At 45.5% G+C, this 15,749-nt stretch carries 14 protein-coding genes; 8 read left to right on the top strand and 6 right to left on the bottom strand.

Annotation, left to right across the window (positions count from 1 at the left end; translation table 11 throughout):
• The first annotated feature begins 47 nt into the window (after positions 1-47).
• The 4 genes from EHO60_RS05240 to EHO60_RS05255 are packed head-to-tail and all read left to right on the top strand — an operon-like array spanning position 48 to position 5,192.
• A complete protein-coding gene (locus EHO60_RS05240) occupies positions 48-2,135 on the top strand; it encodes an OmpA family protein (protein WP_135767105.1) in 2,088 nt (695 codons plus the stop codon).
• Positions 2,136-2,147: 12 nt separating this feature from the next.
• Entirely contained in the window at positions 2,148-3,302 is a 1,155-nt protein-coding gene (locus EHO60_RS05245; RefSeq protein WP_135767106.1) for a DUF1577 domain-containing protein, read from the top strand.
• A gap of 5 nt (positions 3,303-3,307) precedes the next feature.
• Complete coding sequence (gene hisS, locus EHO60_RS05250; RefSeq protein ID WP_135767107.1) at positions 3,308-4,627, top strand: histidine--tRNA ligase; 1,320 nt, start codon at positions 3,308-3,310, stop codon at positions 4,625-4,627.
• 13 nt (positions 4,628-4,640) lie between these two features.
• Positions 4,641-5,192, top strand: a complete 552-nt coding sequence (locus EHO60_RS05255; protein ID WP_167880190.1) for a phosphatase PAP2 family protein — start codon at positions 4,641-4,643, stop codon at positions 5,190-5,192.
• Here EHO60_RS05255 and EHO60_RS05260 read toward each other — a convergent pair.
• The 5 genes from EHO60_RS05260 to EHO60_RS05280 form a co-directional block, all read right to left on the bottom strand.
• The gene (locus EHO60_RS05260) at positions 5,115-6,308 is read right to left on the bottom strand and encodes a Re/Si-specific NAD(P)(+) transhydrogenase subunit alpha (protein WP_135767109.1); all 1,194 of its coding nucleotides are present in this window, start codon (positions 6,306-6,308) and stop codon (positions 5,115-5,117) included. The two genes, EHO60_RS05255 and EHO60_RS05260, sit on opposite strands and share 78 nt — an antisense overlap.
• 81 nt (positions 6,309-6,389) lie before the next feature.
• Positions 6,390-7,325: a UDP-glucuronic acid decarboxylase family protein gene (locus tag EHO60_RS05265; RefSeq protein ID WP_135767110.1), complete on the bottom strand. Its 936-nt coding sequence runs from the start codon at positions 7,323-7,325 to the stop codon at positions 6,390-6,392.
• 10 nt (positions 7,326-7,335) lie between these two features.
• A complete protein-coding gene (locus EHO60_RS05270) occupies positions 7,336-8,199 on the bottom strand; it encodes a M50 family metallopeptidase (protein ID WP_135767111.1) in 864 nt (287 codons plus the stop codon).
• Between the two features lie 88 nt (positions 8,200-8,287).
• Positions 8,288-9,979 (bottom strand): methyl-accepting chemotaxis protein, encoded by a 1,692-nt coding sequence (locus EHO60_RS05275; protein ID WP_135767112.1) that lies wholly within the window; start codon positions 9,977-9,979, stop codon positions 8,288-8,290.
• A gap of 117 nt (positions 9,980-10,096) precedes the next feature.
• Entirely contained in the window at positions 10,097-11,323 is a 1,227-nt protein-coding gene (locus EHO60_RS05280) for a DUF445 domain-containing protein (protein WP_135767113.1), read from the bottom strand.
• 127 nt (positions 11,324-11,450) lie between these two features.
• Between EHO60_RS05280 and EHO60_RS05285 the strand changes: the two genes are divergently transcribed.
• The 4 genes from EHO60_RS05285 to EHO60_RS05300 are packed head-to-tail and all read left to right on the top strand — an operon-like array spanning position 11,451 to position 14,137.
• Entirely contained in the window at positions 11,451-11,921 is a 471-nt protein-coding gene (locus tag EHO60_RS05285; RefSeq protein WP_135767114.1) for an LIC_10042 family TonB-like protein, read from the top strand.
• Positions 11,914-12,456 carry a UpxY family transcription antiterminator gene (locus EHO60_RS05290; RefSeq protein ID WP_135767115.1) on the top strand — a complete coding sequence of 181 codons (543 nt, stop codon included), beginning with the start codon at positions 11,914-11,916 and terminating at the stop codon, positions 12,454-12,456. The genes EHO60_RS05285 and EHO60_RS05290 overlap by 8 nt, the downstream gene beginning before the upstream one ends.
• Positions 12,437-13,402: a KpsF/GutQ family sugar-phosphate isomerase gene (locus EHO60_RS05295; protein WP_135767116.1), complete on the top strand. Its 966-nt coding sequence runs from the start codon at positions 12,437-12,439 to the stop codon at positions 13,400-13,402. The genes EHO60_RS05290 and EHO60_RS05295 overlap by 20 nt, the downstream gene beginning before the upstream one ends.
• Positions 13,403-13,408: 6 nt before the next feature.
• The gene (locus tag EHO60_RS05300) at positions 13,409-14,137 is read left to right on the top strand and encodes a type I 3-dehydroquinate dehydratase (RefSeq protein ID WP_135767117.1); all 729 of its coding nucleotides are present in this window, start codon (positions 13,409-13,411) and stop codon (positions 14,135-14,137) included.
• Here EHO60_RS05300 and EHO60_RS05305 read toward each other — a convergent pair whose 3' ends face one another.
• Positions 14,138-15,721 (bottom strand): tetratricopeptide repeat protein, encoded by a 1,584-nt coding sequence (locus tag EHO60_RS05305; RefSeq protein WP_135767118.1) that lies wholly within the window; start codon positions 15,719-15,721, stop codon positions 14,138-14,140.
• Positions 15,722-15,749: the final 28 nt, after the last annotated feature.

Below are 15,749 nucleotides of genomic sequence, written 5' to 3' on the forward strand. Positions count from 1 at the left end.
ATCAGGGGGAAAATCCAGGGATTTTCCGATTAGCGAGAATAAACAGTATGTCATTTTACAATCGAAACAGCTTCCCGAATCTCCGCTCGCTAAAGGCCTTCCTTCTTTCCACTTGTATTCTAATCGGATCCGGCCTCCCTTTTTACGGAGATCGATCGGCTCAGCCTCTGCCTTCCTTGGCGGAACGTTTTTTCGGACCTCCTTTAAATACCCAGAACGACGAATACAATCCGGTGATCAGTCCCGATGGTCGTTACCTGATCTTCCAATCGAATCGACCGGGCGGAGAGGGAGAAATGGATTTATGGCTTTCCGAAAACGCGAATTACAAAAGTCGCGACGGAGAAACCGATTGGCGAAAACCGGTGAATTTGAACCAGGACATCTGGGAAAAAAACAAAAAGGAACTCCCCGCAGGAGAGCGACCGGCCAAACTTCTGAATACGGACCGATTCGAAGGAGGAATATCCATCCGTTTCGACGATCTCGGGAATCCGGCAGAAATTTTCTTCACTTCGATAAGAAACGAAAAAGCGGATCGATCCGGTTTTGATGCATTAAATATTTATTATACAAAAAAGGACGATAAAACGAAACTCTGGACCGATCCGGTCCCCGTTCCCGAAATCAATTCGAACTTCAATGATAAGATGCCCGCAATCTCTCCCGACGGAAGATTTCTTGTTTTTTCCTCGGACAGACCCGGAGGATTCGGGGATTACGATCTTTGGATTTCCTACCGAAACCTTTCCGACGGCTCCTGGTCTTCTCCCATAAATATGGGAGATTCCGTAAATTCAAAATCGGGAGAAATACTTCCCTATATTCATCCGGACGGAGAGCAGCTCTACTTTTCCACGAATCGAGAAAATGAGCGAAAGAAGTTTTCGTTGTTTCGGGTCTTTTTGAATCTTCCCGAGAACTCGGATACGGAAGACGAGGAAGATAAAACCGCTATTTCCAAAACCAGTCTACCTTTTCCGACTCCGGATTCCAAGACTCTGGAAAAACTTCCTCATCCTTTCAATCTGGATCCGGCAGAAGGAATCGATTCGGAAGGAATTTCATTCGATAGAGAAGGAATCTGGGCGTACATTTCCTCGAATCGAAACGGAGGACAGGGGCAGTACGATATCTATCGCTTCCAAGTGCCCGAATCCTTAAGGAATTCCTATGATGTTTCCTTTTCCGGATTGGTCTTGGACGGTTCCGAACAAACTATGATCGGCCTGGATTCGACCATAAAGATCTTCGATTCCGTAGGCCCGGGTAGGACGATCACATCCAAGCGCATAGGGGGAGATTTATCCAAAGGAAATCCTTCTAACTTCAAAACCGTTCTAAAAACAGGCCGCGTCTACAAAGTCGAAATTTCTTCTCCCGGTTTTTATCCGACGGAAGACCGTTTGGATCTGAGAGGGAATATCGAAAGAGGGAAGAAAATCTATAAAACGTATATTCTTCTCCCTATCCGGGAAGAGGACAAAGCGAAACCGGAGCAAACTTCCGTAGAAGAGGGCAAAAAATTCCGTGGAATGAAAGTGTCCGTCGTAGACGCGGTTACGAAAGAGCCTATCCCTGGAGCAAGCGCTACATTATTTACGCCTAAAAATCGGCAAGGGGAGACCCTAAAACGCGATTCCGAAGAAAAATATTTCCAAATACAAAATATTCCTGACACAGATTTCGAAATATTTGCAAAAGCTGAGAAATATATTTCAGAAAGCGTTAATGTTCTCAAGAAGGACGCGAAAGACGGGTCAATAATTTCTATCACGCTGAAAAAAGAAGCGGACATACCTGTTGTTCTAGGACTGAAACTCTATTTCGAATTTAATAAAACGAATCTGACCGAGGAACACAAAAGGCAGTTAGACACCATTGTCGATTACCTGAAGAAGAATCCGTCGGATAAGATAGAGATCGGAGGCCATACCGACAATATCGCCTCCAAAGAATACAACACTCGATTGAGTGCAAAAAGAGCGCGAAACGTCTACGATTACATCCGAAGTAAAGGAACCCCGGGAGTTCAACTAAAAACAAGAGCTTACTGGTATTCCAGACCCGAAGAAAACAACTCTACCGAACAAGGTAGAGCCAAAAACAGGAGAGTAGATTTTCGCAAACTCTAAGGAGCGGCGCAGATGGAAGTCGAATATCGATCCTTCCTTCAATCCCCACGCGTTTGGGATAAAATCACTGACCCTACGAAAGTGGGATACATATTAAAGGAATACGTCCATAACAACGGAATTTTCCTTAAGGAAAATCCTTTAAAACAGGAATTACAGATCCTGAAAAATTCCGAAGACGGGAAGATACACATACGTATAGATCCAAACCAAGTAAACAAGGAAAACGAAATCACCGTCTATAAAACCTTAAGCAAGCATATGGAAATCGGCTTCCGTGTGGAACGCGTCGATGACGAAAACGGAATCGCAATCTGCATCCCGGAATACGTCAAAATCGCGAAAGAGGGAAGAATCACGACTCGAATCGAAGGATTGGCGGGAAAAGTCGTCGCTCACAGATTTCATATCCAAAAAAAAGAGCAGGATTCGACCAAAATACTAGGAACTTCAGGACAAATTCTTCTTACCGACTTGCACCGAAACTTGTTGTCCGAGTATCAAAATTCAAGGTTGATATTTCCGAATAGCAAAGACCTAACCCCTGAACAGGATCTGATAAAACGGACCGGGAAAGCGATCTTCGTATCCGACGCTTTCACGTTGGAGCAACCCTCCCTAAATACGCTTACGGATTTCGAAGTGATGGATTTGAGAACCGAGTTGGAAGAGGAAATGATCTTGGAAGATCGAATAAAATTCTTCCGCATGGGCAAGATCAAATCTTTCGTAATCGTGCCTTTATTTTATCGGGATGCAATGGGGGCCAAACTCTTGGCCTTGGGATATTCCGAATCCAAGGACGGAGCTCTAGAACCGGAAATTCTGAAGAAATACAAAGAGCTCGAAGTCGTTTTCAACGGTAGAATCGAGGATTCCAATACCCTAGATCTGGACGTTCGACAAAACGTCGTAAACGCCTCCGAAGGCGGGATCTTACTGGAAATCACCGAATCTCAGCTGGTCGAATCGTTTTTGCACAAACCTTTCTTCACGGCGGACTTAACGTTTAAAATGCAAGCCCCTTTAAGATTCGCGTTTAAAATCCGACATATTTCTCAATTAGGTGAAATTTATCTCGTCGGTGCAGAAATAGTTGGCTCCAATGATGCTAAGGCGAATATGACTCTATTAAAGAAGAATCTAAGCTTCGTTAAGAGCCTTTAAGCGCATTGGAAAAACAAAAATCTTTTTTACCCACGGCCCCTTATAAGGGCACGAGAGACTTTTATCCGGACGATATGCGGTTTCGTAATTGGATGTTTTCCGTTATGCGGGAAACCGTCCAATCTTTCGGATACCAGGAATACGACGGCCCGATCTTGGAATCCTTCGATCTGTATAAGGCCAAGAGCGGCGAAGAAATCGTACAAAGACAATTGTACGATTTTACGGATAAGGGAGATCGCCACGTCGCAATCCGCCCGGAAATGACTCCGACTCTGGCCAGAATGGTTGCAGGAGAAGTCAGAAATCTCGCAAAGCCGATTCGTTGGTTTTCCATACCCAATCTCTGGAGATACGAGCAACCGGGAAAAGGGAGGTTGCGAGAGCATTGGCAGCTCAACGTGGATCTCTTCGGAGTCAATTCTTACCGCGCCGAAGTAGAGATCATACTTATTGCCGATTCCATCCTCAAGAAATTCGGAGCACCCGACGGGAGCTATCAAATCAAGATCTCTCACCGAGGGATTCTAGATTCCTTTTTATCGAATTCTCTTTCTCTCCCTTCGGAGAAATGTCAGGCGGTTTCCAAACTCCTGGACAAGAAGGCGAAAATATCGAGAGAAGCTTTCGAACAAGAATTAAGACCTCTGCTATCGAATCCTGACGGACAAATCCCGTTGATTTATGCTTATCTAGAAAGCGATTTGGAAAGTTTGTCTCGCTTTAAAGGAATCAACTCCGAAGCGGTGGAATTTATCGGACGCTTAGCTGCAGATTTAAAATCCCTCGGAATAGAAAAACAGATTTCCTTCGATCCTTCCATTATCCGCGGATTCGACTACTATACGGGTTGTATTTTTGAAGTTTTTGATACGAATCCCGAAAACCGGCGATCTCTCTACGGCGGCGGACGTTACGACAACCTGATCGGCCTTTTTTCCAACGACCAATTGTCCGGAATCGGATTCGGTTTAGGGGATGTGACTTTTCGGAGCTTTTTAGAAGGCCATGGTCTGGTTCCGGATCTTCACCGTAATGATACCGTATTTATCCCGGTGATGGAAGAATCCTTGTTTCCGGAAATCCTAAAATTGGCGTACGAACTCCGTTCCGACGGAATTAACGCGGAGATGATGTTGGAATCCGGTAAAGTAGGAAAGCAGATCCAGACTGCCGAAAAGAAAGGCTATCGGTTCGTTCTCTTTTTGGGGGAATCCGAAATCGCAAAGCAGGAAATACAATTAAAGGATCTGAAGACCGGAGCACAATCCGTGTTTTCCCGTAAGGATCTGTCCTCCAAATTAAAGGATTCGATGCTTGGTTAAAGAAGCATTGAAGATAAAAAGTCTTTTAGGAAGGGCCGATTACGCCGTGGCCCTTTTCATCCGAGAAAAAATTCACGGACCCCGTTTGAATCGGATCCTATCCAGAATCAATAGAGGGGAAATGATGATCCTCATCATAATTCCTTATCTCGCTTACGCGGCTTGGAAAAACATTCTTCCTTATCCTTGGTGGATCGTTTTGCCATATACCGGGATCGTGTCTTATGCGAACGATAGGTTTGTTCTATTCCTGAAAAAGGCGATCGCGAGAAAAAGGCCTTTGATCACGGTAGCGGGAAAAGTGGACGGAAATCCAGATATGAAGCACTCTTTCCCTTCGGCCCATGCTTCGAATTCCATGACCGCGTGTTTGCTTCTCGTTTTTCTATTCGGTTTTCCCGAGTGGTTCTTGGTGCTCAGCCTGATGGCAGGGATAGGTCGTCTCCTATCCCTGCATCACTTTCCGAGCGATGTGCTAGGGGGCTGGTTAATTGGAAGCGGATTCGGACTTTTGGGTCTTCTTCTTGGCAGGAGTTTTCTTTTCTTCCTTACCGGTGGAGCCTAAAGCCGCTAGAGTAAGCTTATGGCGGATCTCTCCGCTATGAGTCACGGTGGTAGAAGACAGAATTTCGTCGGAAAGATCGAGATTGATTTTCTTCTCTTTCAACAATAGTTTCAGAAAGTTCAGGACGTTCTTAGCGAACATTCTGGACGCATCGCCTGGCAACGATCCAGGTAAATTCAAATGTCCGATTACCGAGACTCCGTTTTTAGTGAGGATGGTTTTTCCGTGCTGGGTGTATTCGCAGTTTCCACCCATGCTGGAAGCAAGATCGACCACTACGGAACCGGATTTCATTTTATCCACGATCTTTTTAGTGATGAGAATCGGGGCTTTTTTTCCGGGAATCAAAGCGGTAGTAACGATCGCGTCCGCTTTTCCGGCAAACTTATCAATCGCTTCCTGCTGTTTCTTCTTATATTCTTCGGTTTGCTCTACGGCATAACCTCCCGCTTCCGCGGAATGGCGAGCGCCTTCGACTTCCACAAATTTCGCTCCGAGAGACTGAACTTGCTCCTTCACCTCCGGGCGTGTGTCGAAAACGTCAACGACCGCTCCCAATCGGCGAGAAGTAGCGATTGCCTGCAAGCCGGCAACTCCAGCTCCGATAATCAATACGGACGCAGGAGTAATCGTACCGGCTGCGGTGGTCAACATCGGAAAGAAACGGGTAAGATGTGTCGCTGCAAGCAGGACCGCCTTGTATCCCGCCACGGTTGCTTGGGAAGACAGAACGTCCATAGATTGAGCTCTGGTGATCCTTGCGATCGCATCCAAACTGATAACGGTCACTTGTTGAGCGGATAATTTCTTAATCGTTTGAGCGTTCATCGCCGGCTGAAACATCCCGAGATAGATGCCGCCTTTCTTGATTTTGGAAAGCGTAGAGGAATCCGCCAAATGTATACTAGTTACTATGTCGGATTTTTTTAGGATATCTTGGCGGGTGACGATGGTAGCTCCCGCTTTCTTATAATCCTCATCCGAGAAATAAGAAGACTCTCCGGCACTTTTTTCTACCAGTACGGAAGCTCCGATTTTTTTGAGTGCGTCGACGACGTCGGGAGTGATCGCTACCCGGGTTTCTTCCTTCGCCTCTTTTAATACTCCGATGTTCATACAGCCTGCTCGAAAATAAAGTTTTTCGGTTCGATCCCCGAAAATTCGGGAAAAGTACGTCCAGATTTTCCCGACGAACGATTAATCCAAGTGATTTTTGAAATACTCGATCGTTTTCCGGATTCCGTCCTTTAAAGCGACCTTAGGCTCGTAACCTAATTTTTGTCTCGCAAGAGTAAGATCGGGTTTGCGTCTCACAGGATCATCTTGCGGCAGCGGCCGATAAACGATCTTGGACGGCGAACCCGTCTCCTGAATCACCAACTCCGCCAATTCTTTTACCGTAAATTCTCCGTCGTTTCCTAAGTTCACGGGTCCGATAAAATCGGGGGTCTCCATGAGCCGGATGATCCCCTCGACGAGATCGTCTACGTAGCAAAAAGAACGAGTTTGCAAACCGTCTCCATAAATCGTGATGTCTTTTCCGGCGAGGGCTTGCACTACGAAATTGCTGACTACACGACCGTCGTCCGGAAGCATTCTGGGTCCGTACGTATTAAAAATTCGAATGACCCTTATGTCCACCTTATGATTCCGGTGATAATCGAAGCAAAGGGTTTCCGCGACTCGTTTCCCTTCATCATAGCAGCTCCGGATTCCGATCGGATTTACGTTTCCCCAATAGGATTCTTTCTGAGGATGTTCGAGAGGATTCCCATAAATCTCGCTCGTCGAAGCCTGAAGGATTCTCGCCTTTACACGCTTGGCCATGCCTAGCATATTCAGCATGCCTAAAACGTTTGTTTTGATCGTCTTGATCGCATTCGATTGATAGTGAATCGGACTAGCGGGACAGGCGAAATTATAGATCTTATCCACTTCTAAGCGGATCGGCTCCGTGATATCATGCCGGATCAATTCGAAACGGGGGTGGTCCAATAATCTTTCTACGTTCGCTTTTCTTCCGGTGTGAAAATTATCGAGGCAGATCACCTCGTGGCCCATACCGATCAGGCGTTCGCAAAGATGCGACCCGATAAAACCGGCTCCGCCGGTCACTAAAACTCTGCTACCCATCCAATCACTCTTAATCTTTAAATTCTGTCGGCAGCGGTTTACCGTTCAGATCCAATCCACGACTTAAAAACCACTCCATGACTTCGGGAGTAACTTCACCCGGAAAAGGAGATTCTTCGGAAGCTCCGTTTGTCGTCAAAACATCGGAAGGAGATTCCACTTGGTCGGAAGCCTGGCTCGGAGCCACCGCACGTCTTAGGGAAAAGAATATGATGGATACGCTAAAAAAGGACCAGAGGAGAGCAATCAAATATCCTAGAAAGACAACGGATTTAGGTGCAGCGGATTTCGCATCCGTTCCCGTGATCCAACCGGCGAGAATCCCTGCATCCGTATTCTGGATATTTTCTGTAAAATCCAGAAGGTCGTAAAGACTATATAACGTAACGCTTGTTCCGAGAAAAACTGTAACCAATCTATCCCATCCGAAAGGTAAGAAAGAGCTGATCAAAACGAATAGCCCCCAAGCCAATCCCGTTTTCTGAGCGAGACCTCCGGACGAAGTATATTTTAATGTAAGGAGGAGAATCGCTCCACCGAAGAGTAAAAGAGTAGGACGTACGAGTCTTCCTTTAAATCCTCTGTTAACCAAAAAACCGCCAACCAAACAACAACCCAGATAGCCGGCTGAAACCACGAAGACAAACGGACCTTTTCCTGCAAGAGGTGAGGCTACTGTCTGTCCCGCTTCGTCTCCCTGCAATTCTATGGTCTGGACACTTCCGCCAGTCAACAGAGTGGCAGTGGCATGTCCTGCCTCATGAATCAGAACTACGAAATCTTTCAGATAGGAAACCCAACCGTGATTCCAGTAGGATAGTAAAGTGGCGACGATGGCCAAGATCAATGCGAGGCGTAGGAAACGATTTTCCATGCTAACATGAATATCGGCATCCGAACAAGGCGGGATAGAAAGAAATCGACACCAACCTCCGAAAAGGGCAGCCTAGATCGACGATGATTCAGGTTTTAAAATGACCCAGAATACTTTTCAATCTCTCTGAATGTTCCAGAGTGCCTTCGACGGTATGCTTTATGTCTTCCGACGTCGACGCGATGTCCTCCGCATTTTTAGAGATTATGCTCATAGAGGAGGAAATTTCCTCCGAAGCTCCTTTTTGCTGTTCGGAAGAATTGTTCATCATCTGTCCCAACGTAAGCAATTGGTCCGAACTCATTCGGATTTCCCGAAGTTTATTGGATTGTTCGGAAAGATGTATCCTTACGTCGGACGCGGACGCATGGACTTTTTCTATATAATCCTGAAGCTTCTTGAAAACATCCACGGATTGGTTGACTTTTAAAGCACCCTCATCGACGGAAAGGGAGGTATTCTTAACTAATTGAACGATATCTTTGATGCTATGTTTGGTTTGTTCGGCCAACTTGGAAATCTCGTCGGCAACTACGGAAAAGCCTTTGCCGGCTTCTCCCGCCCTGGCTGATTCGATAGAAGCGTTCAACGCCAATAAATTCGTTCTTTCCGAAATACCGGTGATGATAGAGACGATCTTATTGATTTGATCCGAGAAGGATTTGATTTCTTCCATCGAGCGGATCGCTTCGTTAAAAATTTGTTCGGCTTGCAATGCCTTTCCGGAAACTTCTCCCGTCTGCGACGCCAACTCTTCCATGGAGTGGGAAGTTTCCCGCAAGGAAGAATCGATAGAGCCTATACTTGCGTTTACATTGGAAAGACTTCTGGTCTGCTCGGCTATGGTAATGACGATCTCTTCGATCGTTTTGGACAATTGCACGGAGGCAGCGGCAGTTTCCTCGACCGACTGAGCTTGGGTTTGGGTACTGGAACGGAATTTTTGCATAGAATCGAATAATGTCTCGTACAGATTCATATTCCGATCATAGTTTTCCTTCATCTGAACGATCAAGCCCCAGAGGCTGATAGCAAGGCAGCGTATGTTGGTATAGATCTTATCTACGTCTTCCCTGCCTTCCTGCCTCCGGATTTCCGCAAGCATGTTCCCGTTAACCATTTGGCGCACGACTTCGACTACATCTAGAATCTTTGCACCTTGCTTCTTCATCGTTACCAGGACTAAGAAAGAACCTAGAATTCCCGACATCGTCGTCACGGCGGATAATATCGGATCGGTGGGAAAAAGCCGGAAGCTAAGATACAACCCCGGTAAAAGTACCAGACTCATCTGAACCGCCGCCAGACCGAAATTGCCCAACGTACTTTGGATAGAATGTATGACAGAAGAAACCCGATATCCTAGTCCTAGGCCACGACTTAATTTTCGGTAGAGCTTGTCGGCCTTTTCGATCTCTTGTCGGCCGGCTTGCTTGCGAACCGACATATAGCCGACGATTTCTCCCTGCTCCAAAATCGGAGTCACCGTCGCATCCACCCAATAATGATCCCCGTTCTTCGCGCGGTTTTTAACGATTCCGTTCCACGGGCGTCCAGATTTGATCGTGATCCATAGATCTTCGAAAACGACGGGAGGAATGTCCGGATGTCGGACTATATTATGAGCTTCACCTAAGAGTTCGCTCTCGCTATATCCGCTGACGTCTGCAAAATCCCGGGATACGTAGGTGATTTTTCCCTTCGGGTCCGTGCGTGAGATAATAACCGCATTGGCAGGAAACCGAATCTCTCTGTTCGTGACTGGGAGGTTTTTCCTCATGATTTCTTTTTCTACAGTATCGTCATAGGAGTATAGCGAAATAAATCCTCCCGAGAATTACCTTTGTCAACAAACGGAAAAATGCGATCCGGACGTTATGCCACTAAGCAAAACGGACTATGGTGCAAAGAACAAGATATAAGTTTGAACGCATCCGACAAGTCCCCCAAGTAATGCACCTAGCAAAATTAAAGTCAATTCGTCCTCCCGAAAAACGGAATGAAGAAGGCGCTCGAATTCTGTCGGCGGAAGTTGACTTAGTCTTAAAGAAATGATTCTTTCGATTTCGAGAGTTTCTTCGAGATATCCTTTCATCCTCTCGGCGGTCTCAGGTACCATTCCCACTACTTTGTCGGCGATTTTTTCCTGAACCTCTTTTACTTTCGCTTTCCCAAGCAGTAATTTCGCGTACGGAATTTTCTCTTTTAATTTTCTCTCCGACAACTCCTTAGCTCTTTCCGCTAATTCGCGAACAATCAAGTCTCCTCCTTTTCCTAAGAAGATCAATCGTATCAGATTTTCCGTCGTCAGAACTCTGGAAGAAATTACGGAAGCGAATTCCCGAGAAACCTCCTTTTGTCTTTTTAAAAAAAGTCCCTGGTATTTGAAGAGGATGAAGTTTCTCGGTTCCAAGGGATGAAAGATCATGAGAATCGCTATCCAGTTTGTGACGTAACCGACCACAACCCCCATGATCGGCAGCGTCCACCATCGGTCGAAAATCTCCCAAAAGCACACCTGAAGGCAGCCTATTAGAAACCCGAAATAGATGCCCGATCGGACGATAAAATCGAATTCGGGTCCGCCGCATTTTCGAAAAACTTCCACGAGATATTTCGTATTCGGTCCCGACAAGGAAGCGCGGACGAATTCCTCTATCCCCATCACTCGATCCAATTCTTTTCCGAAAGAATGATAGACTTCGCGTATTTTGACGGGAATCTCCTCTCGAATCTCTTTTTCCAAAATCTCCTTCGATCCGGGAGGAAGCGTCGTCCAAAGAACCGGGCTTTCCGCAACGAGAACGTCTTTGACGATTTCTGCGGAGCGTACCCGTATCAAATCCGCGATCAGATCTGCGATTTTTTCGGGACGGACTTTTTTGTAGAGCTCGTACGGACGAATCAGTTTTGAAGTCAGAATTTGAGCGATCAAACCGCTCATTTTTATCGCATGATGAGGTATGATTCCCTGCCATCCCACAAAACCGAAACCGACTCTTTCGTTCGGATAGAAGATCATTTTTACGGCGATATAGTTCGTAAACCAGCCGACAAAAGAAGATGTCGCAAAAATGGAAAGGATTTGAACCGCATGAGAGTTTGTAAAATTCCATTCCGACATGAACGATTATCCTAGGTCCTTCGATCCTTCTCTTCAACCACAAATCCGAATGGAAAAAGAAAGGGATTGAGAAAGACGCAAGGGGTTGCAAATTCGCTGGTCCGATTTTCAGTGGAAGAAAGAAACCATGGATCTTCGGTTCGGTCTTCTTCTATCCGCTTCGATTCATCTTTTAGTGATAGTCGGATTTTTCCTTTTTTTTCGGACTACCGAGAAAGAGCTCGAAACGATAAATTTGCATTTTGAGCGGGGAGGGGTTCCGAATCTGTATTTTTCCTTTCCTCCGGAATCCGGAAAGGGACGGACTTCTTCGGAAAAGGAAAGCCAAGCCGGATCGGAAACGGACGAAATAAAGAGGCTGAAAAACGAAATTCATTTTCCACCCGAAGCGCTGGAGCAAAGACTAGAATCGGATTGTTCTTGGCTGATCGAAATCGGCAAGAACGGCGAAGCCAAGACAATAATGACCGTAAAGTCTTGCAAATACCCGGTCTTCGAAAATCATTTTCGAAAGTCCGTTTCTCGCTGGAAATTTCAATTAAAGGAAGGTACTAGAATAACGGTGCCGGTATCTTTCCGAATAGAATCGAATGACTGATCAAATGAAATTCTGGTATGCGATCTATACCCTTTCCCGGTCGGAAAAAAAACTGGCTAAGGAGTTGGATAAGAAAGGGATCGAAAATTTTTTACCCTTACTTCCGCTCAAAAAACAATGGTCCGATCGGAAGAAAACCGTTTTAGAACCGGTGTTCTCTTCTTACGTATTCGTAAAAATGGATTTGAAATCGGAGAAAATCCGGGTATTGCAAACTCCGGGGGCGCACCATATTCTTTCACTGGACGGAAGTCCCTTGCCGATTCCGGAGGAAGAGATAGAGTTAGTAAAAATATTCGTACGAGACTTTCCGGAACATCTACGAGTTCAATCCGAGGAGAAGATGGAACCAGGTAATAAGGTCCTAATCACTCGAGGATCCTTTAAAGGGTATAGAGCCATTGTGATCAGAAAGATCAGCTCGGTTTCGGTAAAGGTGAATATCTCCGGCATCCAATCCAGTATTTCGGTGGATTTGGATCCGGATTCCATAGAAACTCAAGAGGAGAAGAACATTGGGCGAAGCTCTAGATAAAGTTCAAAAGGCTTTGGACATAGAGATCGAAGCGATCCGATATTTTAGGGAAAATCTCGATCCGAAAGTGGAGAAGGCGGTGGAACTTATCTTTGCATCTTCCGGAAAGGTGATCGTTACCGGCGTGGGTAAGTCGGGAGATGTGGGAAAAAAAATCGCTTCTACTCTTTCTTCAACCGGGACTCCTGCGTTCTTTTTACATCCCTCGGATGCGGCACATGGGGATGCGGGAATCGTAGCTCAAGGAGATATTGTTTTAGCGATTGGGAAAAGCGGGGAAAGCGAGGAGTTATTGAATTTAATTCCTACGATTAAGAATTTAGGCGCGAAATTGATCAGCCTTACTGCCAATCCGGATTCTCGCTTGGCCCAAGATAGTGATTTGGTCGTACTTACTCCCGTGTTAAAGGAAGCTTGTCCTTTGGAATTGGCGCCTACTTCGAGCACCACGATTGCACTTATGTTGGGAGACGCGATCGCAATGGCGTTGATGGAGATGAGAAATTTTCAAAAAGAGGATTTTGCACTCTACCATCCCGCCGGCCGATTGGGGAAAAGACTATCTCTGCGAGTCGACGATGTTATGAGAAAAGGCGAAAGACTTCCAAAAGTGCTTCCCGAAGCGAATTTGGAAAGCGTGCTTTCGGAAATCACCGCAAAATTGATCGGAGCAACTGCAGTCGTAGGACCGGATGATGTATTGCTCGGAGTAATCACGGACTACGATGTAAGAAAGTTACTTAGAGAAGGGAAATTTCACTCAGAAACCAAAGCCTCCGAAATGATGAATTCGAAACCTATCGTTTTCCAATCCGGGATTATGGCCTACGATGTTCTTCAATCTATGGAAAGAAGGGAACGTCCGATTTCTATCGCACCCATCGTCGACCGTGAAAAACTTTTGGGCTTCGTTTCCGTTCACGATCTTTTGCAAAAAGGTTTGTAGCACCGTATGTCCCAGGCTGAAAAAATCTATACGGTGCTTACCTTGGATGAGGAAGAATTCTTTGCCCTACAGAATCTTCCCCCGGCCGACTTTATGGAAATCCGGTTGGACCTATTTCTGAACGAATCCGGAAAGCCGGAAAAAATATTGGATATCCTCGAGAAATTAAGTGCTCGAGCGATTCTGACGTACAGACAACCGGAAGATTCCAGCGTAAAAGCGAGGTCCATCTGGACTCAGGAAGACGTAACCCCGTTTCTCCGGAAGTTGCAAGGGGGAAATCACTATCTGGACGTGGAACTAGATAAGGATAACTCAATTTTTACCGAAGCGGAAGATTCTAACTTCGGAATCGTAAGATCCATCCATTCTTTTTCCGGAATTCTAGGCTCGGAAGAGTTAGAATTCTATTTTCGTACGGTGGCGGAAGAAGCGATCGGATCCCGTAGAACGAACCTTCCGTTCGATCGGATTCTGAAAGTTGCCGTCATGCCCGATTCCGAAGAAGAGAGTAGGGAATTCGTCGAGATCAGTCGGAAGATATCGGAATTGGTCAAAGAGGAAGGAACTCGATTCGGTTATTGTGGAATATTAATGGGAGATTCGGGAAAAGAGTTCCGGATCTTTCCAGAAAAAATCGGGTCCCAATTCACATACGCTTGCTTCAAGAATCCGAAAGCTCCCGGTCAAGTCGGATTGCAGGAACTTTTAGAAAGCCGAAAAAACGGCTTTTGATTATCTATCGGAATCGTCTTTTTCCGATTCTTCGGAGCGAGGATTTTCGGGTTCGTTTTTCGGACTTCGAGTTCCCGATCGAGTTTCCAAAAACTGTCGAAAAGGTTCGTTCTCTTTAAATTTTATGAATTCTTTTTCCTTTATGGCGGAAATCCAGAGGGAGGAATTCAAATCCGCCGCTTTTTTAATATAGCTCATCGTCGCATCCATATTTCCGAGACGCGCTTGGCATTTAGCCAACAGATAAAAAGCATTGGCGGAATTTTCGATTTTTTCCAGAAGCGTAATCGCCTTTTCCACGGATCCCGTATAGTAATAGGCTTTCCCGAGATAAAAACGGTATTCTCTCTCCTCTTCTTCGTCGGGCTCTACGGATTTGAAATACCGAAGAGCTTTTTCATAATCTCCCGTATTCGTATAATATCTGGCTAATTTCAAGATACCGTCGTTGTACACTTCCGGCAAATTCTGGAACTTCGGATTTTCCTTTTCGATAGCGGACGCGATCTCTTTTAGAGTATCATACCCTTCTTCTTTTTTACCCCCTTGTATTTTGCAGAGGGCGACGTACATTTTGATTTCCCTTGTTTTTTCCCCGAATTCCAAGGCCTTTTCGGCGGTCTTAATCGCATTCTCGCAATCCTTAACCTGCCATTTTATTTTAGTGATGCCTATTAACGGAAGAACCGTTTGTTTATTTGCATAGGCTTTGCGATAATATTTGGTCGCCTCTTCGAAATTCCTTTTCTTATGGAAAGCGGCCGCCTGCGTTAGATGGGTAAAATAAAGTAATTTCTCCTTTTCGGAAGGGATCTTAGGTTCGATTTTCGCAAGAGTCGCCAACGCGTCGTCGTATTTTCCGAGCCTTACCAAGAGTGCGCCATACTTGTAACCGTATTCGAGATTTTCAGGTTCGTCTTTTACAAGCTCGGCAAGAATCGTTTCTGATTTTCTGAATTCCTTTTCGTTATAGTACGCAAGAGAAAGTTGCCACTTTATATTTTTATTATTCGGATCCTTGTTTAGCTTCTTTTCGAGGGAGGAGACGGTTTCCTGTTCCTCCTCGACTTCCTGCGGAAGCGGAATTTTTTGGGGTCGACTCGCCCCAGAATGTTTCTCTTCGGCTGCCGCGCGAATTTTTTGGATATGGTTCAGATCCGGCGCGATTTTTAGCAAACGATTCGCATAAGCGATCACTTCTCCGTATTCTCGATGATAATTGTAATAGAGAATGATTTTGGTGTAACAGTTCACTAAATCTTTTTTGGGAAGATTCAAAGTTACCGCTTTCTTAAATGCCTGTATAGACTTCGTATAATCTTTACGGCTTTCATAAATATAACCCATGTACATCCAGGCTTCGCCCGAACTCGGATTGTTATCGTTGTATTTTTGGAATTGCTTCAGCGCCTCGGTGTAGTCTTTTCGCGAATAGGCTTTTTTTCCGTCCTTTAAATCCGCCGAGAGCAGTGCGGAAGAGGTGAAAAAAAAGCATAAAACCGCAACCCCGGAAAGAAGTTTTGCGAGGTTTAAAAAATCTGTTACATAGCTTCGTCGCAGATTTTGACGATACCGACCGGGCATATATCCAGTTTCGAAAGGGAGCCTTCCG

Source organism: Leptospira fletcheri (assembly GCF_004769195.1).
GTDB lineage: Bacteria > Spirochaetota > Leptospiria > Leptospirales > Leptospiraceae > Leptospira_B > Leptospira_B fletcheri.

Coding starts and splice junctions, on each gene's coding strand:
- EHO60_RS05280 (WP_135767113.1), bottom strand. CDS start 11,323: ATGTCGGAATGGAATTTTACAAACTCTCATGCGGTTCAAATCCTTTCC.
- EHO60_RS05305 (WP_135767118.1), bottom strand. CDS start 15,721: ATGCCCGGTCGGTATCGTCAAAATCTGCGACGAAGCTATGTAACAGAT.
- EHO60_RS05240 (WP_135767105.1), top strand. CDS start 48: ATGTCATTTTACAATCGAAACAGCTTCCCGAATCTCCGCTCGCTAAAG.
- EHO60_RS05275 (WP_135767112.1), bottom strand. CDS start 9,979: ATGAGGAAAAACCTCCCAGTCACGAACAGAGAGATTCGGTTTCCTGCC.
- EHO60_RS05290 (WP_135767115.1), top strand. CDS start 11,914: ATGACTGATCAAATGAAATTCTGGTATGCGATCTATACCCTTTCCCGG.
- EHO60_RS05265 (WP_135767110.1), bottom strand. CDS start 7,325: ATGGGTAGCAGAGTTTTAGTGACCGGCGGAGCCGGTTTTATCGGGTCG.
- EHO60_RS05270 (WP_135767111.1), bottom strand. CDS start 8,199: ATGGAAAATCGTTTCCTACGCCTCGCATTGATCTTGGCCATCGTCGCC.
- EHO60_RS05285 (WP_135767114.1), top strand. CDS start 11,451: ATGGATCTTCGGTTCGGTCTTCTTCTATCCGCTTCGATTCATCTTTTA.
- EHO60_RS05300 (WP_135767117.1), top strand. CDS start 13,409: ATGTCCCAGGCTGAAAAAATCTATACGGTGCTTACCTTGGATGAGGAA.
- EHO60_RS05260 (WP_135767109.1), bottom strand. CDS start 6,308: ATGAACATCGGAGTATTAAAAGAGGCGAAGGAAGAAACCCGGGTAGCG.
- EHO60_RS05245 (WP_135767106.1), top strand. CDS start 2,148: ATGGAAGTCGAATATCGATCCTTCCTTCAATCCCCACGCGTTTGGGAT.